This is a genomic window from Paraburkholderia sp. BL18I3N2, assembly GCF_003001875.1.
In the GTDB taxonomy this organism is placed as follows: Bacteria; Pseudomonadota; Gammaproteobacteria; order Burkholderiales; family Burkholderiaceae; genus Paraburkholderia; species Paraburkholderia phytofirmans.
In genome coordinates, this window is sequence record NZ_PVNC01000001.1 from 124,837 (window position 1) to 148,619 (window position 23,783).

Here is a 23,783-nt window from a genome sequence, read left to right on the forward strand (position 1 = left end):
GAGAAAATAGCCGCCTTTCCAAGCCAACAATCCCAAGGACCGACATGACCACATCTTCTCCGATCCGTGCGATCGTCACCGGCCACACACGCGGTCTGGGCGCGGCGCTCGCCGAACAACTTCTGGCTCGCGATATCGCTGTGCTGGGATTGTCGCGCTCGCGTCATGCTACGCTCAAAGCGCGCTTCCCGGCGCTGCTCGAAGAAATCGAACTGGAACTGGCCGACACCACACGCGTCGCCCAATGGATCGCGAGCGATGCGCTGCGTGAATTCGTCAGCGGCGCGCAAACGGTTCTGCTGATCAACAACGCGGGCATGGTGCAGCCCATCGGACCGATTGAAGGACAAGACGCGGCATCTATCGCGACCGCCGTGAGCCTCAATGTCGCCACGCCCTTGATGCTGGCCAGCGCGCTGGCCGCAGCCGCCGTCGACGCAACCGACCGGTGCATCGTGCACATTTCCAGCGGCGCGGCGCGCAACGCGTATCCCGGCTGGAGCATCTATTGCGCGACGAAGGCTGCGCTCGACCATCACGCGCGCGCCGTTGCGCTCGATGCGAATCGTGCGTTGCGCATCTGCAGTCTGGCGCCGGGTGTGATCGATACGAATATGCAGGCGGAGATTCGCGGCAGCGGCGTCGAACAGTTCCCCATGCGCGAGCGATTCGAAGAACTCAAGCGCAACGGCCAACTGTCGACGCCTGAACAATGTGCGACCCAGTTGCTCGATTACGCCTTGAGCGATGCATTCGGCCAAACGCCGGTCGCGGACATTCGCGAGATCGCAAAGCCGGCGTGATGCGCCGATAGCGGAGCAGTAGCAGGGCGCAGCGAGCGCTCCCGAAAACTCTCACCTTTAGCCAGATTCCCCGCGGATCTACACGCCGGGCGCGACCATCACACCGCGCTCGGCCGCACCGAGTTCGCCGTGCGGCACGAACACATAGCCGCGTCCCCACACCGTTTGCACATAGCGCGGCTCGGAAGGATCGATCTCGATCAGCCGACGCAACCGCCAGATCGACACGTCCAGACTGCGCCCTTGATGCATCACGCTATTGCCGCGCAGTTTCTCGTTGAGCTGCACACGCGTGAGCACGGTCATCGCGTGATTCACGAAGATCTTTAGCAACGCGAATTCGGAACTGCGCAACGCGAAGTGCTCGTTGTCGCGGCGCAATTCGCGCGCGGAGAAGTTCAGTTCGCAGCGGCCGAAGCGATAAGGCGGCCGCGTCTCGGGCGCGCCTGGCGCGAGCGTGCCGCGCCGTCGCAGCAGGACGCGAATGCGCGCGAGCAGTTCGGCCGGGTCGGCGGGCTTGCTCATGAAGTCGTCGGCGCCGAGTTCGAGACCGATCACGCGATCAATCGCCTTGCTGCTTGCCGATAGCAGAATCACGGGCACGTCGTTGCCGCTCATGCGCAAGTCTCGCAGGACAGCGAGGCCGTCGCCGTGCGGCGCCGAGATGTCGAGCACCAGCAACGAAGGCCGCTCCCTCTCGATCACGTGCTTGAGCCCGGCGGCAGGCGGACGTGCCGACACGCCGCAGCCTTGCCCGCGCAATGATTCGCCCACCACGGCAGTCAAGCCGGCGTCGGCACCCACGAAAAGAATATGCTGACTCATCCAACTGATTCCAGGAGACGATCGTTTTTCAGAGACAGGCATCTGGCAGGCGGATATAGCCAACCCGCGCACCCTGTCGTCCGCGTCGCCATCTTCCCTGCATGCGGGTGTTCTCAAAACGCGGAACAGCCCCCAAGGTTGCCAATTTCTTCCCAACTCTTTCAACGCGAAACGTGATATGAGCCGGCGCGTGTGGCGCACCGTACGATCTTTCAGGTCGGCTCCTGAAAAACCTCACCTTTGACACGGAGCGCTTTGGGTTCGAGGCGAGGTGCGCGTCGGATTGCTCCCGAAAACCCTCACCTTTCGAGCTTGGGGGCAGGCCGCAAAGGCATGCTGGGCGTGGTTCGACTACTCCAAAACGGGCCACTCCCGCAAACCCTCACCTTTAGAACCTGTGGAGTAATTTGCATACCCAGGTAAGCATCTGTGCGCGCGAGCGTTTGCACGTGATGGAGATGCGAGATTGATGCAAGAGATGCGCGGTGTGATCGATCAATGCCGGCGATTGCGACACCATCGTGTCGCGCACAGCATGCGCCTGGTGAGGGCGGATCGATTTCGCCGCTCACTGTTTTGATTCTGACGCGCGAAACTCGGAAAACAAGGCGCTGCGGCGAGCGTCGCACGAATGCGAGAAAGGTCCCGAATATCCTCACCTTTGAGCAAGCAGAGGCATCCGGAAGCATCGCCTCGATCGCTGCGCCGGCCGGTTAATTGGCGTTTTTCACGTGTTTCGACAGCCACGGTGACCGCGAACCAGGCTTAAACACCATCTCGACGCGAGGCTCCCGAAAACTCTCACCTTTGCGCTCGCTTGAAGCGAAAGAGGCGCTCAGCCCGCCAGTTTGCGGAACGTTTCCAGCACCGCGTCGCCCTTGAACGGCTTGACGATCCAGCCTTTCACGCCGGCCGCTTTGCCGCGCTCCTTCATCGCCGGGCTGCTCTCGGTCGTCAGCATGATGACGTTGACGGTCTTGTTCGCGAGCTCGCCGCGAATCTTCTCGACCATCGTCAGGCCGTCCATGTTCGGCATGTTGACGTCGCTGATCACCAGCTTGATGCCCGGGCTGGCCTTCAGCTTGGCGAGGCCGTCCTTGCCGTCCACGGCCGTGTCGACGTCCAGACCGTTCTTCTTCAGAAAGCCGGCCACTTCGTCGCGCACCGTGCTCGAATCATCCACCACTAGAATTTTAGACATGTTTTTTCCTATGACAACACTCAGAACAGATCCAGTTCGCCTGCCTCGACCATTGCGCCGACGTCGTCCGTGACTTCTTTGAAGTCCTCCGGCGACCAGCTCAGGCTGAACACAAAACGTTGATGCAACTTGACCGCACGGTTCGACTCCGGGTCTTTCAACCAGTACGTGAAGCACAGTTGCGGATTGCCGCTGCCGAACGAGATGTACTTGTGCTTGTGACTCACCAGCAGCGGCACCTGCACCTGGCTGCGCGCCCAGGCGTCCGCGTCGCCGACATAGCGGTTCTTGAAGGAACCCCAGATCAGATTCGTCACTTCGCCGAGCACGCTGTTCAGGTCGCGGAAATCCGCTTCGCCATGCCGCGCGCTGCCGATCATCTGATAACGATCGAGCAGTTCGAGGATCGGCGTCTCTTCGGCCTGCATCATCATGTAGCCACGGCACCATGCGCTTTCCAGCGGAATCAGACTGAACACCTCGCCGAAGATGATGCGGTCGCGCACGATGTACGGCGTGTCGCACGTGATGGTCAGGTCCTTGAACACATCGCCGAGAATCGCCTGCGTCATGTCGGCGATGCCGCGCACCAGTGCGTTCGGATAATCCAGGCTGAAGATGTAGTCGTCGATCACCTGGCGCAGCGGCGCCATATCGTGCGCGACGTACGCGGCGCAGACCACGCGCCGCAAACTTTCCGGCAAGCCGTCCGTGCCGGGATCGTTATCGCGGCGCATGATGATCGGCAGTTCGGGGCGCACCGCGTTGATCCTGATCGCGATCTCGGCGCTCGCTTCCGGCGAGCCGCCATAACTTTCGGCAAACAGCACCGCGCCCAGATCGATGTTCGAGCGCAGCACCGACTGCAGGCGGTTCTTACCGACTTTCACGCCGACCAGATTGTTCTCGTCGCAAAAGCGCTTCAGCGCTTCTTTGTGCGCCGGGCAGTCGTCCAGCACCAGCACTTTGCTGACCGGCTTGTTCATGTTCATGTCGCGTTCCTGCTCACAACGGTTAATCATTTCACGGTCAGAACAACTCCAGCTCGCCGCTGGTTTCTTCGAGAGCACTGGTATCGGCAAGAAAGTCGAGCGGCGCATCTGCGCACACGCACACGGTCGCGGCCAGCCGCACGCTACCGTCGAGCCTGATCGAATACGACGACAGCAAAGCCGGCTTCAATTCATGCAGATGTGGCAGGCAACGCGCGTTCAACACATAAGGCGTCGACATGCCCAGGTCGGGGAAATAGCGCAGCAACTCCTGATTCATCGCTCCGCAACACAGATTGCAGATTTCCAGAAAAGCTTCCTGAAAATTGCGTTCTTCCGTAGAGTCTTTCAAGTAGTAGTTGCGCGTGCTGTCGTCTTCGTCGAAATGAAGGATCAGCAGCAATCTGAACACGATCGACGAAATGGTCAGCACGACCACTTGCGTGTCTTTGGATACGCCGACACTGGCGTCGGCTATCGGCACGATCTCGCACAGATCGCCAGAATCCAGCGGCAAGCGCGCCTGCGCCGCCTTGCGAAAAATGCGGTCGAAGCTGTCCTTGGCGTGGGCCGAGATCACACCGCCACCTCGTGCAGCTTCGAGTGAAACTGGTGGGCCAGTGATTCGACGCTGGCAAGCGATGCCGCGATCATCTTGCCGCCCGCCTGAATGTCCTGAAACGTGGACGTCGTGGTCAGGTCGTTGCGATGCAGGCTGTCGCGATAGCTCTTCGACAATTCTTCGGAACGTGCGGCGAGGGCGCGCACTTCGCTGGCCACCACCGCGAAGCCACGGCCGGCCGGTCCCGCGCGCGCAGCTTCGATCGACGCGTTCAGCGACACGATCACCACGTGCCGCACGATCGACGACAGCTCCTGATTCTTCGCGTGCATGTCGTGGTTTTGCGTCATCAGCGAAATCATCTGTTCGTGCCAGCGTTCGAACGTTGCACCGAGGCTCTTCAGACGCTCGGCTTCGCCGGCGATCTGCCGGGCGTGATGCGCCAATTGGTCTTTATCTTCGCTGGCCGCTTTCAGTGCGGAGCGCAGTTCGTCGGCATCGCTTTGTTGCCGCGCGAGTTCCTCGCGCAACTGCGTGGTCAAAGCGTGCAGTTCCTGCTCCGCCTGCTCTCGCTCGCGGATGGCTGCGCGGTGACCGGCCCGCTCAGCTTCAAACCTGGAGATGCTGGCTTGCGCTTCGGCACGCAGCCGTGCCGTCAGCTTCGCGCTGTGCAGCCTGTGCGCGGCAAATGCAAGCAGCGCGGTCACCGCGCTGCTTGCTGCCACCGCCAATACATACTGTTGAATCACAACCGTTCCCTTCGAATTGCGTCGCGACGTACGCCGATGCGGCGCTCAGTCCGCCATCGCGTCGAGTTGCAATGTGCCTGCTTCGCCACGCGCTTCCACGCCGAGCGTATCGATGGCGACGCTGTCCGGCAGGCAGACAATCGTCTGAAACTGACGGAACGCCGCGCCTTTGCGATCGTCGGTGAAGCGCAGTTCTATGCTTCCGTTCGCGCGCTTGAGGAAATCGCGCACGGCGTCCATGCCGACTCCACGGCCCGACAACTCCGTGACCGTTTCCGCAGTCGAAAAGCCCGGCCGAAAAATGAAATCGGCGATAGCTTCGTCGCTCAGCGTGTCGTCGTGGCCGATCCAGCCGCGCTCCATAGCGATGCCGCGAATGCGTTCGAGCGCAAGGCCGCGGCCGTCGTCGCTGAGCGTGATCTGCAATGCGCCGTTGTCCACGCCGACTTCGATATCGATCGTGCCGGCCGGCGCCTTGCCGTGGGCGCTGCGCGCCTCGGCGGTTTCAATCCCGTGATCCATCGAATTGCGCAACAAATGCATGAACACGTTGTTCAGCGTGCCGCCCGCCTGACCACGCAGGCGGTAACCGTTGTCGTCGATACGCACGTTGGGTGCGGGCTTGCCCAACTCGCTCGCGAGCGACGGCAGCGAGTCCAGCACGCCGGAGAGCGCGTCGCGCACACTTTCGCTGCCCAGTGCGCGCAGCGTGCGGCGCAGCGCATCGCGCATCGACTGAAGTTCGCGCAATTCGCCGGCGTTGGTTTGCTCCAGCATGCTCAGGGTGTGCTGGATATGTTCCTTCGCGACCATCACGTAGTGAGCGGAGTTGGCGGCGTCGTTTGTCTGATTCTTGTTCTTGCGGCCAAGGCTCTGTTCGTTGATCTTCGCGTAGCTCTCGATGGCTTCGCGCACACGCGTCAGTTCGCTCATCAGATGCTCCTGATCCCACGAACGATCCGCGTCCGGTTGGCGCAACTCGTGATAGCTCTGCTCGGTTTCGTGCACGACGTTGGTCAAATGCTGGAGGTTGTAGGTCCGCGCATTGCCCTTGATGGTGTGCATGTTGCGAAACAGCTCGGCAATCGCCGCGTGATCGGCCTCCGAATGCTTGCGGATGATCCGCTCGTTCTCACTGATAAAGCCCGCCGAGCTTTCGATGAAATGGTGGAACTTCTCCTCACTGACCGCGAGAATCTCGCCGATCATGTCGAGGCGGCGACGCTGTTCGCTGGCTTCCGCCGCGAGCTTGCGCAATTCGGTGACGTCGCGCACGCACAGCATCAGGCGTTGGATCACGTCGTTTTCATCGGTAATGGCCGACCAGCTCAAGTCGAGAATCTTCACGCGACCATCGGGCATGCGTTTGGAAATTTCGCCGACCAGCAGATGCTGATTGAACGCGAAGTTGATGCAGTCTTCACCCAGACACGCATGCGCGGCGGCATCGACTTGTGAGAGCGCGTCCGAACCGAGATCGGTATCCGCGAACACCAGATCCATCAAACCGCGCCCGGCGATATCCTTCGTTTCGAAGATGTCTTCCAGATACGCCGAGTACTCGGCGTGGATCACGGCGCCATCGATCACTGTGAGAATGCCTTGCTGCATGTTCTGCAGCATCGCCTGAATATCGGCGGTTTTCTGCTTGAGTTGCGCCGAGCTTTCCTGAATCTTCTCGATCATGCCGTTGAAGGCGACGATCGAGTGGCCAATCTCATCCAGCCGCCCCACCGGCACGCGCCGTGTAAAGTCCTGGCTCGAAGCGATCTCGCTCATCATGGCTTGCATGCGGCTCAGCGGGCGTGTGATCTGACGATAGAGCAGCGAGCCGATGAATGTCAGCAGAATGATCGCGATACCCGTGACGGCGGCGATTGCCGTGGTCGTAGTCGAGAGCGTAGTGTTCAGCGTGGCAATCGCCTCGTCTTTCTCGCGATTCTTCTCGACTCGCAAAGTCTCGACGATCCCTTCGAGTTCGTCGCGATACTGCGCGACGTTGGCGAACAAATAAGCCTGCGCGAGTTCGTTCTTACCGTCGGCCTTCATTTTGGCCGTCTCGGCGATCGCGGAGAAATAGTTCTCGAGGCTGTCGTTGGCCTGCGCGACGAGACCTTTCTGGGCGTGGCTCGCGGCATCTTTCGCCTGCAGGGCGAGCGCCTGTTGAAGCGAGGCGCGCTTCTTCTTCAGTTCGTCCTGCGCCTGGGCCACCATGTTGGCGTCGGGCGCGTAGACCAGCGTCATCGTGGCGAGTTGCACATCCTTGACTTGCGAGACGAGGTCGGCGGAAGCGAGCGCGCTGGGCACGACGCCTTCCGTTACCTTGCGCACCTCGGCAGCGCTGCCGCGTGTCTGGTAGACGGCGTAGCCGCCGATCGCCGATAAGGCGACGAACATCAAAACAACCAATAGCGTGATGCGATGACGAATAGTCATGTGAACCCCCCGGGGTCTGGCCTTCGCGTCAGCCCTCATTGGGAGCGGCGCGTTTTATGCGAAATTTGGTCTGACTTGCAGCCCTGCGGAGTATTGCGCAAGCATGTTACTAAGCGATGACTGAAGACTTTTTCGAAGCAGATTCTGCGCTCTAAATTAATGGCTAAAGTTTCCGGAAAAAACGCCGTTATTTAACGCTCTATTGTTTTTTCGTCTTGTCACCATTTCAACAAACTGCGCGACCAGACTGAAGCTCCATCGACATCGTGGAGCCCAATGATGAATGTCAGCGTTCGCAGCTATTTGTCCCCGACACTCGTCCTGCTTGCTTTCGATTGGCCCGAAGGCGGCACGCACGAAGACTTCCTTGGTTTCGCCATCAAACGGACGCCGGGTTTTCTCTCCGCCGATGGAAAAGAACGTGAAGCCAGCAGTTGGCTGCCGAACCGGTTGACCTTCAAAGGCGCGGTGCCGGACACGCAGAAAGACGCGCCGACGAACGAAGCGCCCATTCAAAAATTCATGTGGTGGGATGCGCGGATCGACGAAGCGGATCGGGAGAAGTCGTTCACTTATCTCGTCTATCCCGTGGTCGGCACGCCGGAGGCGCCGCAATTGCTCGACGCGCAAAAAGGCGAATGCAAGCTGACTTTGCCCGCGCATATGGAAGCGAACATCGGCTCGTGGTTCAACCGCGCCGTGGTCAGCTCGCAGGCGTTCGCGCGTAAAGTCGCGGCGCTGCATCTGGCGCCGAACGCGGCGCCGTCGCCGGAGCAGGCATTGCGCCTGCGTACATGGCTTGCGAACGACTTGCAGGAAGTCTTCGCGCTGACGGTCGATCATGCGCATCGCGCGGCGTCGGCGGTGTACCACCTGACCGATCCGCTGTGGGCGATTCCCGCCTTCGAGGCGTTCGGCAAGAAGCAGGGCAAAGCGTCGCTCGCCATTGTTTACGACTCGCACGAAGTCTCGCAGAAGGGCAAGCCGCCGGCACCGTCGCCAAATCAACCCGCCGTCGATCAGCTCGCCGACGTCGCCACGTTCGCTCCGCGCGACAAGACGCACATCATGCACGACAAGTTCATCGTGGTGGACAACGGCAACGGCGAGGCGTCGCCGGCGCGGGTATTGACGGGTTCGGCCAACTTCACCACCGAAGGCATCACGGAGCAGGCCAACGTGCTGCATCTGTTCGATTCGCCGGAATTGGCCGCGCTGTACAGCGAACGCGCCAAGGCGCTCGCCGGCAACCCGACCATTGCCGCCACAGCGAAGCTCACGCTGGGCTGGTCCGAGCCGATTCAGATCGGTAGCGCGAAAGTGCGGGTCTGCTTTTCGCCAGAAGCGAAGGACTCGCGTTTGCAAATAGACACCATCGTCGACGCCATCAACAACGCGAAACACTCCGTAGTGTTCTGCCTCTTCATGCCGACCGACGCGCCGCTGCGCGATGCCTGTTTCGCGGCCGGCGACAAAGGCCGGATGATGTTCGGCCTGGTCAATCACATCAGCCCGAAGTCGGCGGAAGCAGCGGAAGAGGCGGAGAAAAACGGGCAAATCGTCTCGACCACCGCGCTCGCTAACATGGAGCTGTATCACCGCGGCCGCGACAAGCACGACGTGATCGACGCAGAGTATTTTTCACCGGCGACAGTGCCGGCAGGCTTCGAAACTGAGTTGCGGCTTTTTCCGGGCGAACATGCGCCGAGCTATGCGCCGGTCATCATTCACCACAAGTTTCTCGTCATCGACGCAGAAGGTCCGAATCCGATCGTCTACACAGGCTCAGCAAATATGAGCAACAACTCGGAACATTTCAACGACGAGAACTTGCTGGAGATCCGCGACCGCCGCATCGCCGGCACGTATCTCGCGGAATTTTTGCGGCTCTATGAGCACTACCGGGCGCGCGCGTTGGCGATACGGCAGAAGAACGACGGCACGCATCAACGTTTGATGCTGGCGCCGGATGGATCGTGGGCAAAGAAGTATTTCGTTGCGGGCAGTCCGGAAGACAAAGCGCGGGTTGCGCTCGCGCACGGCGGCGATTGAACCGCGTTCGGGCGAACGCCAGGCGGTCGAAGCACGCGTCAGCGAATCGGCGGAAGATGCTTCGACGCCTCGCGCAAGGTGAGCGGTGAGATGAGGTCTCGGGAAGCCGATAGAAAATCGCTCACCGCCTCTGGCGCGTGTCGCGCGTAGTCTCGCAGTGCCCGGCCGATCGCCTTACGGATGAAGAAGTCACTTTCCGCGGCCAGCGAACGCGCGTAGCCGAACAGGCGATCTTCGTCCGTGTGCGCGCGCCAGCCGAGTTGATGAATCATCGCGATGCGCCGCACCCACATGGATTCGTGCAGAAGCGCTGCATCCATTGCGGCCTGCGCTCGCGCCTGCGGCGTCTGGACTCGCGCCGCTTTTAGCACGTCGCCGACCACGGCCGCGAGCGGGTCGATCGAATCCCACCACGAAGCGTGCTGAGCGATTGTCAGCAAATGCGCGATGTCGGTCACGGCAAGTGTCTTCCAGTTGCGCGCCAGCAGATCGGTCGCGACGTACTGGTATTCGCGCGCCGGCATCGTCCATAAGCGATTGGCGCATGCCAGCAAGTGTTCGGCGTTCTGCACCGGCAGCTGCTTGAAAAGCGGCGCGACGGCTTGCCGCCGCAGCGGCGTCGGCACACCGATAAAGTCGAACTGATGACGCATATAGGCGCGCATGGCGAGCGCGCGTTCTGCATCGACGTGCGGGGCGAGCGCCGCCTTGATGTCCCTAGCGAAGGCGTGGGGCGTCATTGCGGAAAGTGCTCGACGTGCCGGCTGACGTCGTGCTCATGCTTCGCGCGCATGGTGATCTCCAGCAGGGTTGGACGTCCATTAAAACGGAAGCGTGGACTAGACGTTAATTGAATCGTAATTTCCTGGGAAATGAGCGTCAAGGTCAAGGAAAAAACCCTTCAATGATCCCGGCGCTCAACTCCCGAATTCCCTCACCTTTGTACGTAAAGTGCGCACACAGGTAGCGATATTCTCACCTCGCCGGCTCCCGAATCTTCTCACCTGTACGCTTTCAGCCCTGCTCCCATCCTCCGCCCAACACCTTGTACAAAGTCACGAGATTCGCTTGCCGCGACAGCGTATCCGTCGCAAGCTGCTGCTGCGCGGTGTAGAGCGTGCGCTGCGCATCGAGGAACGTGAGAAAGCTATCGGTGCCCGCCTTGTAACGGGCTTCGGCCAACGTGTAGTACCTCTGCGAGGACGCCACGTATTCGCGATCCGCCTGCACCTGATCGACATAAGTGGCGCGCGCCGTCAGGGCATTCGAAACCTCCTTGAACGCCGTCTGGATCGCGCTTTCATAGTCGGCGACCTCGATCTGCTTCTCGATCTTCGCGACATCAAGCGATGCCTTGTTGCTGCCGTAATCGAAGATCGGCACCGATACGCTCGGCGCAAATGCCCACGCTCCCGTGCCGGCCTTGAACAGGCTTGAGAGCGTCGAACTCGACGTGCCGGCCGTCGCGGTCAGTTCGATCTTCGGAAAAAACGCGGCGCGCGCGGCGCCGATGTTCGCATTCGCCGCTTTCAACGCGTGCTCCGCCTGCACGATGTCCGGACGACGGGTGAGCAGCAGCGACGGCACGCCCGCACCGATGTCGGCGAACATCGACTCGTCGTCGAATGAGCGGGCAGGCGGCAGGTCATCGGGAATCGGCGCGCCGAGCACAGCGACCAGGTTGTTGCGATCCTGCGCGACGGCGCGACGGTAAGACGCGAGACTCGCCTTCGCGCTTGCCAACGAGTTCTCGGCCTGTTGCACGTCGAGCAGAGAAGAATTGCCCAACTCCTGGACGCGCTTCGTCACGTCGTAGGTCGACTGATCCGCCTTGACCGTATCTTCGGTCAACTGCAACAGGCGTTCATCGGACAGCAAGGTCAGATAATCGGTCGCCACCGTCGCGATCAGACTGATCTGCGTGCTTTGCCGGGATGCATCTGTTGCAAGATAGTTTTCCAGCGCCTGACGCTTCAGGCTCCGCAGGCGTCCAAAGAAATCGATTTCCCACGACGTCGTGCCGAAGTTGAGGTCGCTGACACTGCTGGTCACGCCTTGGGTCCGCTCACGAGTCACGCTGCCGCTCGCGCTGATCGACGGCGCAAGCGCGGCACGTGTGATGCGGTATTGCGCTTCATATTCGGCGACGTTCAACGCCGCCACTCGCAAGTCGCGGTTGTTCGCCAGCGCGATTTCGATCAATCGTTGCAGGCGTTCGTCGCGAAAGAAACTTCGCCATGCGGTATCGACGGCAAGCGGCGGTGCAGCGACGGTAGCGCTCGCGCTCTTTGCGACCGTGGCCGCGGCCAAGCTCGTGCTTTCGTACGCATCGCCTTGCGGATACGCCACCGCCACCGGCGCCGCCGGGCGTTCATAGTGCGGATCGAGCGTGCAGCCCGCGAGCACGGCGAGCGCAAACGCCACTGCACCGGCACCGAGTTTGAGTCTCATCATTCAACACCTTCCTGTTGCTTGGGATCGCCGTGTTCGCCGAACAGGCGTCGCACGACGACGAAGAACACCGGCACGAAGAAAATCGCGAGGAACGTGGCGGCGATCATGCCGCCCATCACACCGGTGCCGATCGCATGACGGCTCGCCGAACCGGCGCCGCTGCTGATCACGAGCGGCAAGACGCCGAATATGAATGCGAGCGAAGTCATCAGAATCGGCCGCAGCCGCAGCCTGGCGGCCTCGACGGTGGCCTCGATCAGTCCACGGCCCTGCGCTTGCAGATCCTTGGCGAATTCGACAATCAGGATCGCGTTCTTGGTAGACAGACCAATGGTCGCGAGCAGGCCGACCTTGAAGTAGATGTCGTCGGAGAGCCCGCGGATATGCGCGCCCAGCACCGCGCCGAGCACGCCGAGCGGCACCACCAGAATCACCGCGATCGGAATGGACCAGCTTTCGTACAGTCCGGCGAGACAGAGGAACACGACGATCAACGAGATCGCGTACAGATAGATCGCCTGAGAGCCGGCGATGCGCTCCTGGTACGATTGCCCAGTCCAGTCGATGCCGTAGCCCGCGGGCAGTTTCTTGACGAGTGCGTCGACGGCGTCCATTGCCTGGCCCGTGCTGGTATTCGCACCGGTTTGCGCGGTGATTTCCATCGCCAGCGTGCGGTTGAAGCGCTCGATCTGTGGCGGCCCAAAGGTCCATTTGCCGCTGGCGAAGGCGGAGAAGGGCACCATCTCGCCGTCGTAGCCACTGGTGGTCGTGCTGCTCGTGCTGCTCGCCGTAGTAGCCGTACTTGTGCTCGTCGAAGTGGTGCTCGACCGCACATACCATCGGCCGATATCGGACGGCATCATCCGGTACGGCGCGTCGGCTTGCACATAGACCTTTTGAATCCGCCCCGTATCGACATAGTTGTTCACATACGACGAGCCGAACGCGGTCTGCAACGTGTCGTTCACATCGGCAATGGAAAGCCCGAGCGCGCTCGCCTTTTCACGGTCGATGTCGACATGGAACTGCGGCGTGTCGTCGAGACCGCCGGGACGCATGCCGGACAGCGCGCTGTCTTTGGCTGCGAGCGCGAGCAGTTGCTGGCGCGCGGCCATCAGCTTGTCGTGGCCCTGGCCCGCGCGATCCTCCAGTTCGAAGTCAAGGCCGCTCTGTGTGCCGAGTTCCTGAATGGCCGGCGGATTGAGCGCGAAAATCTGTGCATCGCGCGTGGCCGCGAAGTGCATGTTGGCGTGCTGGATCAGCGCTGCCGCCGAGCCGTCTTTGCCGCGCCGGGTGCTCCAGTCCTTGAGCTTGACGAAGGCCAACGCATTGTTCTGTCCGGAGCCGTTGAAGCTGAAACCGGTCAGCGCAATGATCTTGTCGACCTGCGGAAGCCCGAGATAATAAGCTTCGACTTTTTTCACGGTCTCCAGCGTCTGCGCGGCCGGCGTGCCGACGGGCGCGGAAATCGACGTGATGATGATCCCTTGATCCTCGTCCGGCAGGTACGACGACGGCAGCTTCATGAAGAGCAACGCCACCACGCCCGCGATCAATACGTAGATCACCATGTAGCGCATCGGCTTGCCGATCACGCGCGAGACCGCCGAGTCGTAGCGATCGGTGCCGCGCGCAAGCACGCGGTTGAACCAGCCGAACACGCCACGCTTCGCTTGATGCTCGACGTCCGCGCGCCGCAGCAAGGTCGCGCACAGCGCCGGTGTGAGTGTCAGCGCGAGGAACACCGAGAGAAGCATCGCCGCGACGATCGTCACCGAGAACTGCCGGTAGATCGCGCCGGTCGAGCCCGAGAAGAACGCCATCGGAATGAACACGGCGATCAGCACCGTCGTGATGCCGACCAGCGCGCCGGTGATCTGCTTCATCGCCTTGCGCGTGGCTTCGACGGGCGACAGTCCTTCTTCGGCGATCAACCGCTCGACGTTTTCGACGACCACGATGGCGTCGTCCACCAGGAGGCCGATCGCCAGCACGAGCCCGAACATCGACAGCACGTTGATCGAAAATCCACCCGCCGACATCACCGCGAACGTGCCGAGCAAAGCGACCGGCACGACAATGGTCGGAATCAGCGTCGCGCGCAGGTTTTGCAAAAACACGTACATCACGACGAACACCAGCATCACCGCTTCGACCAGTGTCTTCACCACCTCTTCGATCGAGATCTTCACGAACGGCGTGGTGTCGTACGGATAATCGACCACCACGTTGCGCGGCAACTGCCCACTCATTTCGTCGAGCTTCGCACGCACGGCCTTGGCCACGCTCATGGCATTCGCGCCGCTCGCGAGCTTGACCGCGAGCGATGCGGCGGGCTTGCCGTTCAGGCGCGAGTCCGTGCTGTAGTCGTCGCCGCCCACCTCAACGCGCCCGACGTCCTTGAGCGTGACCTTCGAGCCGTCGCTATTCACACGCAACAGAATCGCGCCGAACTGCGCGGGCGTGGTGAGCAGGCTGGACGCGGAAATCGTCGCGTTGATGGCTTGCGTTTTCGTGGACGGCGAACCGCCAATCTGGCCCACCGAGAGTTGCACGTTCTGATTCGTGATCGCGGTGGTCACGTCGGCGGTGGTCAGTCCGACCGCCTGCAACTTGACAGGGTCGAGCCAGATGCGCATGGCGTGTTGCGCACCGAACAGCGTGATGTCGCCCACGCCGTCGATCTGCGTGAGCGGGTCCTCGATTTGCGTCGCGATGATATTGCCGAGATCGATGGAATTCATGCTGCCGTCCGCCGACGACAACGACACGATCATCAGGAAGGCGTTGGCCGCTTTCGCGACCTGCACGCCTTGCTCCTGAACCGTCTCCGGCAGCGACGAACTAGCCTGCTCGACCTTGTTCTGCACCTGCACCTGAGCGATGTCCGCGTTGGTGCCCTGCTGAAATGTCAGCGTGATACGCGCTTGTCCCGACGAGCTGCTGGTGGACGACATGTAGAGCAGATGGTCGATGCCGCTCAGTTTCTGCTCGATCACCTGCGTGACGGTAGTCGCGATCGTTTCCGCCGAAGCGCCGGGATACGTCGCGGTGATCTGCACGGAGACCGGCGCCACGCTCGGATACTGTTCGACCGGAAGCGTCCCGATGGAAGCGCCGCCAATCATCATGATGACGATGGCGATGACCCACGCGAGAATCGGTCGGTTGATAAAAAATCCTGCCATGAGAATCTCGCTTTAACTATGTGCTGCCGACGTGTTGTCCGCGGTGGCGGGCGCGCCCGATGTGCCCGATGTGTCCGCCGTAGCGGGACTTTCGACCGGCTTGACGACCGCACCGGCGCGCGCATTCTGCGAGCCCGCGACGATCACGCGATCACCCGCCTTGAGGCCGCTCGTGACGAGCCAGTCGCTGCCTGATGCGGTATCAGCGGTCACGGCGGTTTGCGTGACCTTGTTGTCTGCGCCGACAGTGAGCACGCTGGCCGAGCCGTCCGACGCGCGCGAGACCGCGAGTTGCGGCACCGTGATCGCTTGCTGATTCACGCCTTCTTCGAGTCGCGCGCGCACGAACATGCCGGGCAACAACACGCCGTCCGGATTGGGAAACACGCAGCGCAAGGTCACCGAACCGGTGGTGGCGTCGACGGTGATATCGGAGAACAGCAGCTTGCCGGATGGCGCATAAGTGCTGCCGTCTTCCATCACCAGATGAACGACGGCGCCGTCGGTACCCGACTGCTGCAATTGCCCGCTTGCGAATTCCTTCTGCAAGCGCAGCCAGTCCGCGGAAGAGCGCGTGACGTCGAGATACATTTCCGTGGTTGCTTGCACGGTTGCGAGCGCGGTGGTCTGTTCGGCGGTAACGAGCGCGCCTTCGGTCACGCTCGATTTGCCGATGCGGCCCGCAATCGGCGCTACCACCTTCGTGTAGCCGAGGTTGATCGCCGCGGTCTTCAACGCGGCACGATCGGCGACCACGTCGGCTTTTGCTTCGTCCAATGCGGCGACGGCGTCGTCGTAATCCTGGCGACTTACGCCCTGGATCTTCGAGAGCTCGGCGTAGCGCGCGGCCTTGGTCTGCGCGGCGCTGGCCGTGGCCACTGCTTTGGCCAGCGTGCCGACCGCCTGGTCGTAGGCGGCTTGATAACTGGACGCGTCGATCTGATACAGCACGGCGCCGGCCGCGACTTGCGAGCCTTCGGTGAACAAACGCTTTCTGACGATGCCCTCAACCTGCGGCCTGACTTCCGCGACGCGAATCGCCGAGAGCCGCCCGGACAATTCAGTGCTCGACACGACGGTATGCGGCGTGATCGTTTCTACGCTGACTTCGGGAACCGACTGCATCGGCCCGTGAGACGCCTGTTCGCCGCAACCCGATAACATGAACGTGGCTGCGGCAACGGCTGCGGCAAGAAGCGTGAGCGCCGGCGCGCGCCGCGACGGTTCGACCGCGATGGAGAGAGTGGGCATGCTGTGAGCATCCTTCGACTGGATTCGACCAAGGGCCGTCCGGCATGCGCCGTTCGCTCGTGAAGAGCCCACGCAGCACCGCGCCGGCGGCAAGATGGGGCCCAGCATAGAGAGCAGCGTCTTACGGTGGCTTAGACAGGGATTACGGCGTGTAACGCAGTGAGGAGTAATCGCGTGAAGGGGTGTGAAGGGACGCGCCAGTTCGCGCAGGCCACTCGAACTGGCGCCGCTGCCGTAATAAACTGTAAGCACGGTTAAGAACCTGAAACCGTCGGCGCGGCGCGATTCGATATATTTCGACGAGCGACAGGCGCGCGCAAATGCCGTCAGTCAAATGTCCTCATCGATCAGGGCCCAGCCATGTCAGACACGCCCATCCAGGTTTTACTGGTCGACGACGACGCCGACCTTCGCGACCTGCTCCGAACCTTCTTTCAGCAACGCGGCATCGAGATGTCGGTACTGCACGACGCCAATCATCTGGCTCGCCGGCTGGAGCGCGAGCGGCCGTCCATCATCGTGCTCGATCTGATGATGCCGGGCATCGACGGACTCAGCGCGCTCAAGCAATTGCGCGCCAACGGCGACACGATTCCCGTGATCATGCTGACCGCGCGCGCCGACGGCGTGGATCGCGTGGTCGGTCTCGAACTGGGCGCCGACGACTATCTCGGCAAGCCGTTCATGCCGCAGGAATTGCTCGCACGCATTCATGCCGTGCTGCGCCGGCATGCGCAACCGGCGCCTGCCGCGGCGACGCCGGTCGAGAAGCGCGAGGCGCTGCGCTTCGGCCGCTTCCGGCTCGATTTCGCGAGCCGTACGCTGTTTCGCGACGACGAGCCGCTCAAGCTGACCGGTAGTGAATATGCGTTACTTGAAGTGCTCGCCTTGCATCCAATGGAAACACTGTCGCGCTCGAAGCTCGTCGATCTGCTGCACGGCCCGTATTCGGAAGTGACCGAGCGCGGTATCGACGTGCCGGTGTGGCGTCTGCGCCGTCTGCTCGAAGAAGACCCGGCCAATCCGCGTCTGATTCAGACCATACGCGGCACCGGCTACATGTTCGTGCCTGGCGGCAGTGACGATGACCAATCCCTTTAACACACTGTTTGGCCGGCTCTCGTTGATGACGGTGAGCCTGATCGTGCTGGTGCACATCACCGCGCTGCTGCTCGTGGACCGTGAGCGCGGGCAGATCGATACGGGGCACGCGCGGCAGGCGCTGCTTCTGGCGGTCCAGGCCGAACACGACGGCGCACTGGCCGCGTCGCACGTCTCGGCGATACTCGGCGTGTCGTACGTCAAGGCGAGCGACGTAATCGCGGCAGGCTGCCCCGCGCCATGTGAGAACACGTCGGGTCCGTTCGAACGGGACCTGCGCGCGAAGTTGCCGCCGGGCAGCCAGGTGGTGGCCGACGCCGATGACGGTACGGTGTGGGTGCACTACGCGGGCTACTCGGACTGGCTCAAACTGCAGAATTCGATGCTGCCGGCACGGCGCTTTCTCGGCGCATCGGCAACGATGCTGGTGCTCGCCGTGATCAGCGCGTTGGTTGGCGCCTGGCATTTGCAGCGGCCATTGCATCGGCTCGCGCTCGCGGCGCGCGAATTCCGCATCGGCCATCGCGCGCCGGTCGTCGAGGCGAGCGGTCCGCGCGAGTTGAAGGAATTGATCGGCGACTTCAATCAGATGGTGCATGAGCTCGCGCAGGCCGACCAGGAACGCGCGGTGATGCTCGCTGGCGTGGCGCACGATCTGCGCGCGCCGATCACGCGCATGCAGGTGCGCGCGGATCTTCTGCCCGACGAAGCGAACCGTCGCGGCTTTTTGCGCGATGCGGAGTCGTTGTCGCGCATCGTCACGCAGTTTCTGGATTTTGCGCGCGAGACCGCGGACTCCTCGCCGCGCACAAATGTCGATGCGCATTGCCGCCGGCATTACGGCGACAGTCTCGCCGACGATGCACTCGTGCGTCTGAATCTGCACGCCGGCGACGGCTTCGAGCTGCCGCTCGTCGATCTCGACCGGATTCTGACGAACCTGATCGAGAACGCGCTCACCTATGGCGAACCGCCGGTGGAAATCTCGACGTCACGGCATAACGGCCGCTTTACGCTCGAGGTGCGCGATCACGGCGGCGGCATTCCCGGCGGTCAGCTCGACCGCGCGCTGCAGCCCTTCGTGCGGCTCGACGAAGCACGCAGCGGCGATGCGCATTGTGGCTTGGGCCTCGCGATCGTTCGTCGTCTGGTGCGCTATAACAGCGGCGCTTTTCATGCGGATAATGCGGTCGACGGCGGGTTCCGGGTGTCGATGACGTTTCCGGCGTACTAGCTCGCGCAATCGCGTAGATGAGCTGTTCGCACGATTGCCGCGCGTGAACTCACGCGCGGCGTGTACGGGTCAGGCTCGAGCGACGTTGCCGGGAACGACGATCGCGCCATGAGGCCCATCTCCCCCACCGGGGCCGCCGCCACCGGGACCACCGTGACCCGGACCGCCGCCGCCCCAACCCGGAGGCGGTCCCCACCAGCATCCGCTCAAGGTTGCGCTCAAAGCGGCCAGCGTCGCGATTGCCAATAACTTCTTCATGCTTTCTCCCTTCGATGAGTCTATGGTCACGTCACGTCGTCGTCCGTGTCTGGAGTGGCGACGTTGCGTGTCATGCACAACTTATCAACCCGCGAAAGATCATGTTTTACGAAGCCGTTACAAGCACGATGATGAATGGCGCTTGTCGCGAAACGTGTGAGCGGGCGTGTCGCCCGACGGCGCGAGCGACGTGGCTTTTTGCGGCGTTGCGCGGGCGCGCCGATGCGTTCACGCTTTGTTTGTATATGGAAGATGATGTAAGCAGATGGGCGGCATCGGCAATGCGTCGATGCCCTTCGAGGTGAGGTGCCTGGGCGCTTGATGCTTCACCGTTAGCGCTATGAATAGAACTCCCTGGAAATCCTCACCTTATCTTCGGTGCGAATTCTGCGCGGCGATGACTCACCTCCTGGAATCGCTCACCTTTTGCCGCGTCCTCTCCTGAAACGGCTCACCTTGACATCTTTTGTTTGTGATTAAGGTGCGGCTCCCGCTCTTGGGACTGCTCACCTCTCAGCAAGTTTGAGCTGTCTGTCTCCTGGAAAGCTTCACCGTTGAACGTAATGAAGTGATCTCCTGGAATTCCTCACCTTTGACCGTGGTGGTGCCGTCTCCTGGAATTCCTCACCATTCACCGTGCAGCACGATCTCCTGGAATTCCTCACCATCCTGGAACGGCTCACCTCAACGAGCGACCCTATCGGCAAGCCAGACGACTGCTCTGACTGCGGCGTCGAGTGCTTCTTTCTTCGAAGCAAACACAGCACCCGAATAGTATTGGACTGGCGTCCAGGCTCCGCCGTCTTCAACATCACGGCGAAACTCTTCAAATCCGTAGGTGCTGTCCGAACGCAGGAACAGATCCACGCATCGGTTGTGCTCATCGTTTTCGATGCTGTCGAACACCAGCGAAGACTTATCGATACGTGATGACATTTCGAATCTCCACGCGTAGACCGGGGCCACGTTTCGTCGTTGTCGTGACTTACCCATCGGGATGCTATCACCGCAGGCGACTTCCTGTTCTCACCGTCTAGCTGGAGTTGCAAGCGCGGTTTTTGGCCACCCGTAGACCATTCGTAATCGGCCTTTCTCAGTGCCGGCATGACCGGAGACCGGCCATGGGCCGCGCTCCGTCCCATTGTTCGGTTTGTAGCAACTGTGATTTCACACTATCGGCATAGAAAAAAGATAGGCGCCATCTAAACTGCGTCTTGTCAGCAGCGCGCGTCTCACCCCGATTCGCGGTGCTCCTAAAAAATCGCATTGGAGGTTCATCATGAAAAGCAAACTTCTTGCAGCCTTGCTCGTCGCAGCTACCACCGCTTTCGCTGCTCCCGCATTCGCCAGCGGCTACGGCCCGGCGCCTTCGTATCGTCCGTCGGTTGGCGCCCCGGCTTCGCAGCGCGGCCAAAGCGCGCAAACCGTCGCAGCAGAACGCAACGACGCAGTCGGTTCAGTCAATAGTTCGTACGGTGGTGTCGTAACGTTGTCCTCGGAATCCGGCAGCCGTCAACCGGACCAGTCTTTTGGTCGCGTGTACGCAGGTCACTAATCTGAAGGCTCGTGTGCGTAGCAAGGCGGTAGCGAGGTGTTGAAATGTTGAAGATTATCGAAGGTGCAGCGGTTCTGAGTGCGCTGATGCTGTATCTGGCGCCCGCAATGATTGCGGACGCCAGAGAACGGAAAGACGCCTTTGCGGTGACCATGGTGAACATCCTGCTCGGATGGACGGTGATCGGTTGGTTCGCTGCGCTGATCTGGGCGCGGCACCCTGTGACCGATCGTCGTCTGAAGCATTTCGCCAAGCGGGCGCAGCGCGCGGTGGCGCGAGTCACTATCGACTCAATCGTTACTCGGGCTGAGTGTCGTGGTAGTTCGATCCCAGCGTTAAATCCGCGTGTGGTGCCGATCGTTGCACGCATTGCTGCGAGCAGTAGTCGGCGGAAAATTTAGCTCGGCTGCTAATCCTGGCGTTTTCGGATGACCGCAAGCTACCGGGGTATCGACAGTTCGTTTAGAACTTCACCTTCAACTGAAAGCCAATGGTGAACGGAAGATTATCGGATGGAATTGGCGGAATCACGATAAAGTTCGCGCCCACACGCTTGTACTCGAGCATGACAATCGGCGCGACCACCGGGCCGATCGTGTGGTCGCGGCCCAAGCCCCAGTTGCCGTAGTTATAGCCCGAGATAATCCCACCGATGGCCGCGATCCGCACAATACCCCAGTGTGCGAATTCCGGCGCCCATACCCCGCCACCGTAATAGGAAGGCCGGCGCAACGAGTTGCGAAAGCCGCCGGCAGTCAACGCCCATTGGTTATTGAGCCAGCATTCGACGCCGAGGCCCGGGTTGAACTGCTCGAAATGCGTGTCCGGGTCGGGGTTGATGTGATACGAACCCAGCATGGCGTCGACCCATACGCCGCCCTCGCACCAGTTGCCGGCATGCGCGGCGGACGCAGCGGCGAAGCTTGCAACGAGCGCCGCTGCGGTCCGCCGGATATTCTTGTTGATCTGCCGAAAATGCATGTCCTCTCCGCCACCGGTCGAGCGCCGGCGTCATCTATGTTCTGGGTATGCTTGCTTGCCGTCCGTCGCGCACTGTACCTCAAGCCGCACACGCGATGTTGAGGACACGCTCGGGCGCGCGGGCACAAGACGTGCCCGGTAGCGCAGACACAACAGTAACGGAGAACCGATGGCAGAGCGGTGAACGCGCATCGCGCGTTCGCCCACGGAGGGTCAAAGACCGAGTTCGGACAGACTCGGATGGTCGTCGGGCCGGCGACCGAGCGGCCAATGATAAAGACGGTCGGCTTCGCGGATCGGCAGATCGTTAATGCTCGCGTGACGGCGCGCCATCAGCCCGTGCTCGTCGAACTCCCAATTCTCGTTGCCATACGAGCGGAACCAGTTGTTCGAATCGTCGTGCCATTCATAGGCAAAACGCACGGCGATGCGGTTATCGGTGAACGCCCACAGTTCCTTGATCAAACGGTAATCGAGTTCTCTCGCCCATTTACGGCGCAACAGGCCGACAATCTCCGCGCGACCATTCGTGAATTCGGCGCGATTGCGCCATACGCTATCCACGGTGTAGGCGAGCGATACGCGCTCGGGGTCGCGGGTATTCCAGCCGTCTTCGGCGGCACGCACTTTCTGGATCGCGGTTTCGCGTGTGAAGGGCGGCAGCGGCGGGCGAGTTTCGATTGTGTCGGCCATGATAGTTCCTCAGTCAGGTTGCGGTTCGCCGGGATGGCGGTCGTTTGCTTGGCGATATGCCTGGCTCGCCCGCGCACTCCGCGTCGAGCAGGACTTGGGCTGCAGCTTGCGCGTCTAGAGCGGCATCGGGCTCGCCGCTCACCAGCGCCACGGCAATGGCGCCGTCGAGCAGGATTAGCCATTGACGCGACAGACGCGCCGCGCGGCGGGTGTCGAGTTCCGACTCCGCCGCGAATGCATCGCATTCGGTTCGCACGAACGCCAGCAGGCGTTCCTTGTGATGGCGCGCGACGATCCGGATTGGGTCGTCCGCGGAGGCAATCTCACCGGACGCATTCAGAAACGCGCAACCGTGAAAATCCTCCGATGCAAACCATTCGCGCAACACTTCGAACATGCCGAGCAGGCGTTTCTTCGCCGTCTTGCCCTGCCGTTGCGTGCCTGCGATAAACCAGTTCATCCAGCGCTCATCGCGCCGGTCGAGTGCGGCCGCAACGAGCGCATCTTTCGATTCGAAATGCGTGTAAAAGCTTTTGCGCGCCGTGCCGGACTGCTTGACGATCGCGTCCACGCCCGTTGCGTGAATGCCGCCGGCGTAGATCAGCGCCTCAGCCGCGTCCAGCAGCCGCTCACGCGCGCTGCCGGGTGTGACTGATTCAGTGTGAATTTCGGAAGCCATGGACGAAGGGTAGAACGATCATTCTCCTTCGTCAAGTCTTTTGCGTTTTTGCAGCTGGAGGGTGCGAACTGCTATCTTGTGCACGATCGGTCAACGGGAACGAACTTCATGAGCACACTGACTCTCCGCGCCACGATCGCGCGTGCCTTGCTCAGCGCAACGCTACTGACGGCGATGGCCTGCACGCCTGTGCAAGTGCTTACGCATACGGTCAGCCAGAACGAGACGCGCGTGCCGCCTGGCCGCTACGAAATCGATCCGGATCACTGCAGCATTACCTTCGACATCGATCACTTCAAGTATTCACGCTTCACGGCGCGCTTCGATCGCAAGAAGGGAGAGCTCGACTGGAACGAAGGCGGGCTGGACAAGAGCACGACGTCGGTGACGATCGACGCAGCGAGCATCGATACGAATGTGCCGTTGCTGGACAAGATGGTGAAGAGCGGCAACATGCTCGACGTGGAGCGCTATCCGGAGATTCGCTTCGTCAGCACGCGTTTTGAGCGCACCGGTGAATCGCGCGGCACGTTGACTGGCGATCTGACCATTCGCGGCGTCACGCAGCCGGTCGCGCTCGACGTCACCTTCAACGGTTTTGCCCCCGATCCGCTCACTAAAAAAGACACGCTCGGCTTTTCCGCCGAAGGCCGTTTCAGTCGAGCGAAATTCGGTTTGGCGACGTGGTATCCGGCCGTCGGTGACGATATTCATGTGCGCATTCAGGCCGAGTTCGTTAAAACGCCCGCAGGCGGGTGAGCGCGGTGCG

The 23,783-nt window shown here is 61.4% G+C and carries 22 protein-coding genes; 7 read left to right on the plus strand and 15 right to left on the minus strand.

The window, feature by feature from the left end; translation table 11 throughout:
• Positions 1-44: 44 nt before the first annotated feature.
• A complete protein-coding gene (locus tag B0G75_RS00525; protein ID WP_106299635.1) occupies positions 45-803 on the plus strand; it encodes an SDR family oxidoreductase in 759 nt (252 codons plus the stop codon).
• A 78-nt stretch (positions 804-881) separates the two neighbouring features.
• Here B0G75_RS00525 and B0G75_RS00530 read toward each other — a convergent pair whose 3' ends face one another.
• The 6 genes from B0G75_RS00530 to B0G75_RS00555 form a co-directional block, all read right to left on the minus strand.
• A complete protein-coding gene (locus tag B0G75_RS00530) occupies positions 882-1,628 on the minus strand; it encodes a winged helix-turn-helix domain-containing protein (RefSeq protein ID WP_106299637.1) in 747 nt (248 codons plus the stop codon).
• An 835-nt stretch (positions 1,629-2,463) separates the two neighbouring features.
• Positions 2,464-2,829 carry a response regulator gene (locus B0G75_RS00535; protein WP_011490379.1) on the minus strand — a complete coding sequence of 122 codons (366 nt, stop codon included), beginning with the start codon at positions 2,827-2,829 and terminating at the stop codon, positions 2,464-2,466.
• A gap of 20 nt (positions 2,830-2,849) precedes the next feature.
• Positions 2,850-3,821: a chemotaxis protein CheX gene (locus B0G75_RS00540; protein WP_106299639.1), complete on the minus strand. Its 972-nt coding sequence runs from the start codon at positions 3,819-3,821 to the stop codon at positions 2,850-2,852.
• Between the two features lie 37 nt (positions 3,822-3,858).
• Complete coding sequence (locus B0G75_RS00545) at positions 3,859-4,401, minus strand: hypothetical protein (RefSeq protein WP_106299641.1); 543 nt, start codon at positions 4,399-4,401, stop codon at positions 3,859-3,861.
• Complete coding sequence (locus B0G75_RS41835; protein ID WP_106299643.1) at positions 4,398-5,132, minus strand: methyl-accepting chemotaxis protein; 735 nt, start codon at positions 5,130-5,132, stop codon at positions 4,398-4,400. Before B0G75_RS41835 ends, B0G75_RS00545 begins: the two co-directional genes overlap by 4 nt.
• 45 nt (positions 5,133-5,177) lie before the next feature.
• Positions 5,178-7,568, minus strand: a complete 2,391-nt coding sequence (locus tag B0G75_RS00555; protein ID WP_106299645.1) for an ATP-binding protein — start codon at positions 7,566-7,568, stop codon at positions 5,178-5,180.
• Between the two features lie 279 nt (positions 7,569-7,847).
• Here B0G75_RS00555 and B0G75_RS00560 point away from each other — a divergent pair, with 279 nt between their 5' ends.
• Complete coding sequence (locus B0G75_RS00560; RefSeq protein WP_106301727.1) at positions 7,848-9,620, plus strand: phospholipase D-like domain-containing protein; 1,773 nt, start codon at positions 7,848-7,850, stop codon at positions 9,618-9,620.
• 38 nt (positions 9,621-9,658) lie between these two features.
• On the opposite strand, the gene B0G75_RS00565 is transcribed toward B0G75_RS00560, so the two are convergent.
• The 4 genes from B0G75_RS00565 to B0G75_RS00580 form a co-directional block, all read right to left on the minus strand.
• Entirely contained in the window at positions 9,659-10,360 is a 702-nt protein-coding gene (locus B0G75_RS00565; protein WP_106299647.1) for a DNA alkylation repair protein, read from the minus strand.
• Between the two features lie 274 nt (positions 10,361-10,634).
• Entirely contained in the window at positions 10,635-12,074 is a 1,440-nt protein-coding gene (locus tag B0G75_RS00570; protein WP_106299649.1) for an efflux transporter outer membrane subunit, read from the minus strand.
• Positions 12,071-15,262, minus strand: coding sequence for an efflux RND transporter permease subunit (locus B0G75_RS00575; RefSeq protein WP_106299651.1), 3,192 nt, complete (start codon positions 15,260-15,262; stop codon positions 12,071-12,073). Before B0G75_RS00575 ends, B0G75_RS00570 begins: the two co-directional genes overlap by 4 nt.
• Positions 15,263-15,274: 12 nt before the next feature.
• Positions 15,275-16,513: an efflux RND transporter periplasmic adaptor subunit gene (locus tag B0G75_RS00580; protein WP_106299653.1), complete on the minus strand. Its 1,239-nt coding sequence runs from the start codon at positions 16,511-16,513 to the stop codon at positions 15,275-15,277.
• A gap of 360 nt (positions 16,514-16,873) precedes the next feature.
• On the opposite strand from B0G75_RS00580, the gene B0G75_RS00585 reads away from it, so the two are divergent.
• On the plus strand, positions 16,874-17,614 hold the full coding sequence (locus B0G75_RS00585; RefSeq protein WP_106299655.1) for a response regulator: 741 nt from the start codon (positions 16,874-16,876) through the stop codon (positions 17,612-17,614).
• A complete protein-coding gene (locus tag B0G75_RS00590) occupies positions 17,598-18,848 on the plus strand; it encodes an ATP-binding protein (RefSeq protein ID WP_106299657.1) in 1,251 nt (416 codons plus the stop codon). The genes B0G75_RS00585 and B0G75_RS00590 overlap by 17 nt, the downstream gene beginning before the upstream one ends.
• 69 nt (positions 18,849-18,917) lie before the next feature.
• Here the strand turns inward: B0G75_RS00590 and B0G75_RS00595 are convergent, their stop codons facing one another.
• Together B0G75_RS00595 and B0G75_RS00600 are read right to left on the minus strand one after the other, a co-directional pair.
• Complete coding sequence (locus tag B0G75_RS00595; RefSeq protein WP_106299659.1) at positions 18,918-19,106, minus strand: hypothetical protein; 189 nt, start codon at positions 19,104-19,106, stop codon at positions 18,918-18,920.
• 684 nt (positions 19,107-19,790) lie between these two features.
• Positions 19,791-20,042 carry a hypothetical protein gene (locus tag B0G75_RS00600; protein WP_106299661.1) on the minus strand — a complete coding sequence of 84 codons (252 nt, stop codon included), beginning with the start codon at positions 20,040-20,042 and terminating at the stop codon, positions 19,791-19,793.
• A 343-nt stretch (positions 20,043-20,385) separates the two neighbouring features.
• Here B0G75_RS00600 and B0G75_RS00605 point away from each other — a divergent pair, with 343 nt between their 5' ends.
• The gene (locus B0G75_RS00605; RefSeq protein WP_106299663.1) at positions 20,386-20,661 is read left to right on the plus strand and encodes a hypothetical protein; all 276 of its coding nucleotides are present in this window, start codon (positions 20,386-20,388) and stop codon (positions 20,659-20,661) included.
• A 44-nt stretch (positions 20,662-20,705) separates the two neighbouring features.
• Entirely contained in the window at positions 20,706-21,062 is a 357-nt protein-coding gene (locus tag B0G75_RS00610) for a superinfection immunity protein (RefSeq protein ID WP_012428782.1), read from the plus strand.
• A 61-nt stretch (positions 21,063-21,123) separates the two neighbouring features.
• Here B0G75_RS00610 and B0G75_RS00615 read toward each other — a convergent pair whose 3' ends face one another.
• The 3 genes from B0G75_RS00615 to B0G75_RS00625 all read right to left on the minus strand — a co-directional run bounded on the left by B0G75_RS00615 (position 21,124) and on the right by B0G75_RS00625 (position 23,014).
• Positions 21,124-21,642 (minus strand): hypothetical protein, encoded by a 519-nt coding sequence (locus B0G75_RS00615; RefSeq protein WP_106299665.1) that lies wholly within the window; start codon positions 21,640-21,642, stop codon positions 21,124-21,126.
• Positions 21,643-21,855: 213 nt separating this feature from the next.
• Positions 21,856-22,335 carry a nuclear transport factor 2 family protein gene (locus tag B0G75_RS00620; protein ID WP_106299667.1) on the minus strand — a complete coding sequence of 160 codons (480 nt, stop codon included), beginning with the start codon at positions 22,333-22,335 and terminating at the stop codon, positions 21,856-21,858.
• 13 nt (positions 22,336-22,348) lie between these two features.
• Entirely contained in the window at positions 22,349-23,014 is a 666-nt protein-coding gene (locus tag B0G75_RS00625; RefSeq protein WP_106299669.1) for a TetR/AcrR family transcriptional regulator, read from the minus strand.
• Between the two features lie 108 nt (positions 23,015-23,122).
• Between B0G75_RS00625 and B0G75_RS00630 the strand changes: the two genes are divergently transcribed.
• A complete protein-coding gene (locus B0G75_RS00630; protein WP_106299671.1) occupies positions 23,123-23,773 on the plus strand; it encodes a YceI family protein in 651 nt (216 codons plus the stop codon).
• Positions 23,774-23,783: the final 10 nt, after the last annotated feature.

Bases quoted from the DNA above. Each gene is read 5' to 3' on its own strand.
- B0G75_RS00585 (WP_106299655.1), top strand. From the start codon at position 16,874: ATGTCAGACACGCCCATCCAGGTTTTACTGGTCGACGACGACGCCGAC.
- B0G75_RS00575 (WP_106299651.1), bottom strand. From the start codon at position 15,262: ATGGCAGGATTTTTTATCAACCGACCGATTCTCGCGTGGGTCATCGCC.
- B0G75_RS00570 (WP_106299649.1), bottom strand. From the start codon at position 12,074: ATGATGAGACTCAAACTCGGTGCCGGTGCAGTGGCGTTTGCGCTCGCC.
- B0G75_RS00600 (WP_106299661.1), bottom strand. From the start codon at position 20,042: ATGTCATCACGTATCGATAAGTCTTCGCTGGTGTTCGACAGCATCGAA.
- B0G75_RS00530 (WP_106299637.1), bottom strand. From the start codon at position 1,628: ATGAGTCAGCATATTCTTTTCGTGGGTGCCGACGCCGGCTTGACTGCC.
- B0G75_RS00580 (WP_106299653.1), bottom strand. From the start codon at position 16,513: ATGCCCACTCTCTCCATCGCGGTCGAACCGTCGCGGCGCGCGCCGGCG.
- B0G75_RS00630 (WP_106299671.1), top strand. From the start codon at position 23,123: ATGAGCACACTGACTCTCCGCGCCACGATCGCGCGTGCCTTGCTCAGC.
- B0G75_RS00590 (WP_106299657.1), top strand. From the start codon at position 17,598: ATGACCAATCCCTTTAACACACTGTTTGGCCGGCTCTCGTTGATGACG.
- B0G75_RS00595 (WP_106299659.1), bottom strand. From the start codon at position 19,106: ATGAAGAAGTTATTGGCAATCGCGACGCTGGCCGCTTTGAGCGCAACC.
- B0G75_RS00625 (WP_106299669.1), bottom strand. From the start codon at position 23,014: ATGGCTTCCGAAATTCACACTGAATCAGTCACACCCGGCAGCGCGCGT.
- B0G75_RS00540 (WP_106299639.1), bottom strand. From the start codon at position 3,821: ATGAACATGAACAAGCCGGTCAGCAAAGTGCTGGTGCTGGACGACTGC.
- B0G75_RS00555 (WP_106299645.1), bottom strand. From the start codon at position 7,568: ATGACTATTCGTCATCGCATCACGCTATTGGTTGTTTTGATGTTCGTC.
- B0G75_RS00535 (WP_011490379.1), bottom strand. From the start codon at position 2,829: ATGTCTAAAATTCTAGTGGTGGATGATTCGAGCACGGTGCGCGACGAA.
- B0G75_RS00525 (WP_106299635.1), top strand. From the start codon at position 45: ATGACCACATCTTCTCCGATCCGTGCGATCGTCACCGGCCACACACGC.
- B0G75_RS00605 (WP_106299663.1), top strand. From the start codon at position 20,386: ATGAAAAGCAAACTTCTTGCAGCCTTGCTCGTCGCAGCTACCACCGCT.
- B0G75_RS00565 (WP_106299647.1), bottom strand. From the start codon at position 10,360: ATGACGCCCCACGCCTTCGCTAGGGACATCAAGGCGGCGCTCGCCCCG.
- B0G75_RS00620 (WP_106299667.1), bottom strand. From the start codon at position 22,335: ATGGCCGACACAATCGAAACTCGCCCGCCGCTGCCGCCCTTCACACGC.
- B0G75_RS00560 (WP_106301727.1), top strand. From the start codon at position 7,848: ATGAATGTCAGCGTTCGCAGCTATTTGTCCCCGACACTCGTCCTGCTT.
- B0G75_RS00610 (WP_012428782.1), top strand. From the start codon at position 20,706: ATGTTGAAGATTATCGAAGGTGCAGCGGTTCTGAGTGCGCTGATGCTG.
- B0G75_RS00615 (WP_106299665.1), bottom strand. From the start codon at position 21,642: ATGCATTTTCGGCAGATCAACAAGAATATCCGGCGGACCGCAGCGGCG.